The 1,224-nt window shown below is 28.9% G+C and carries 1 protein-coding gene and 1 pseudogene; both read right to left on the reverse strand.

Going from position 1 to position 1,224, the window contains the following annotated elements; all coding sequences use genetic code 11:
- A pseudogene (locus IEW41_RS14445) lies at positions 1 to 968 on the reverse strand (type II secretion system protein GspD); the annotation flags it as partial.
- A 15-nt stretch (positions 969 to 983) separates the two neighbouring features.
- Positions 984 to 1,224: ATPase, T2SS/T4P/T4SS family (locus IEW41_RS14450; protein WP_444541727.1), on the reverse strand; the 241-nt coding region annotated here is incomplete at its 5' end.

The following is a 1,224-nucleotide window of genomic DNA, read 5'->3' on the forward strand; positions in this document are numbered from 1 at the left end:
TTTTTGGTTTGTCCATTAGCATTTACAATGTTTTGAGTATTGCTAATTTGGGTTTCAAATAATTTAACTAATAAGTCATCAAAAGTTATAGATTTTGATCTTAGAGAAGCAACACCTGCATTGTCTAATGGAGAGGCTGTGAAAATATCTATTTTCAACTCATCACCAATATCATTTATAATATCTGAAATGGATGTATTTACAAAATCAACTTCTAAAAGTTTCGTTTCAGAATCTAAAACTTTAAAAAAGAAATTTGAATTTCTTCTTCGTATAGGACGTTGCGACGTTGCTGAATTTGTAGTATTAGTTAGAGCATTTGGAGTATTGTCTTCGAAAACATAAAAGTCATCTTTGGTTTTCACTACAAACAAATTATTACCTAGAGCCATTTTATCCATTGCTGCATCAAAAGGCATTTGTTGAATATAGGTCGTTAAAGATTTATTTTCTAATCCTGGAGTAAAAACTAAATTTTTACCCGTAACATCCATAACACGTTTGAATACATCATAAAGCTTATCGTTTTTAATATCTATTGAAATAAGATTAGTATTAGGAATATAACTAATTGGAATAATACGCTCTTCAATAATTTTAGTTGGTTCAGAATATGGTTTTATAGACATAATATTGCCAGTAAAGTCAATAGTCAAATTATATTCTTTGCATAGAAAGACTAAAAGATCTGAAACGACAACATTAGAAAAGTTGTTAGCAATATTTATTTTATTGAGCTCTGGAGACACATTAAAATTGACTTTATGAACTTCAGCTAATGCAATTAAGAAATTACTTAACGTGATATTACTGACCTGTATTTCAGTTTTGAATTTTTCTGTTAGACCAGAGTTTTCAGTTGAGAGGATTTCTAATTGATGACTAATCGTTGCAATTCTTTGGTCTTCTTTTTGAGAAAAACTCAAATGAAACACAAGCAAAAAGATAAAATAGAGGAATTTCTTCATTTGTCTCATAAGTATTTAATCTGTTAGTAATGGATATACTTCTTCTATAGAAGTTATACCACTAGCAACGAGTTCAATGGCATTTGATTTTAAAGTAGCTATGTTATGGTCTTTAAGGTAACTATCAACTTCTAACTCATTGGCTTTTATATGTGTAATAATGTCTTTTTTAATAGGAATAATTTCATAAATGGCCTTTCTGCCTTGATAACCTGTTTGATAACATGTATTGCATCCTACAGCTTTATAATGTCTG

It is taken from the genome of Aquaticitalea lipolytica, assembly GCF_014641635.1.
GTDB lineage: Bacteria > Bacteroidota > Bacteroidia > Flavobacteriales > Flavobacteriaceae > Aquaticitalea > Aquaticitalea lipolytica.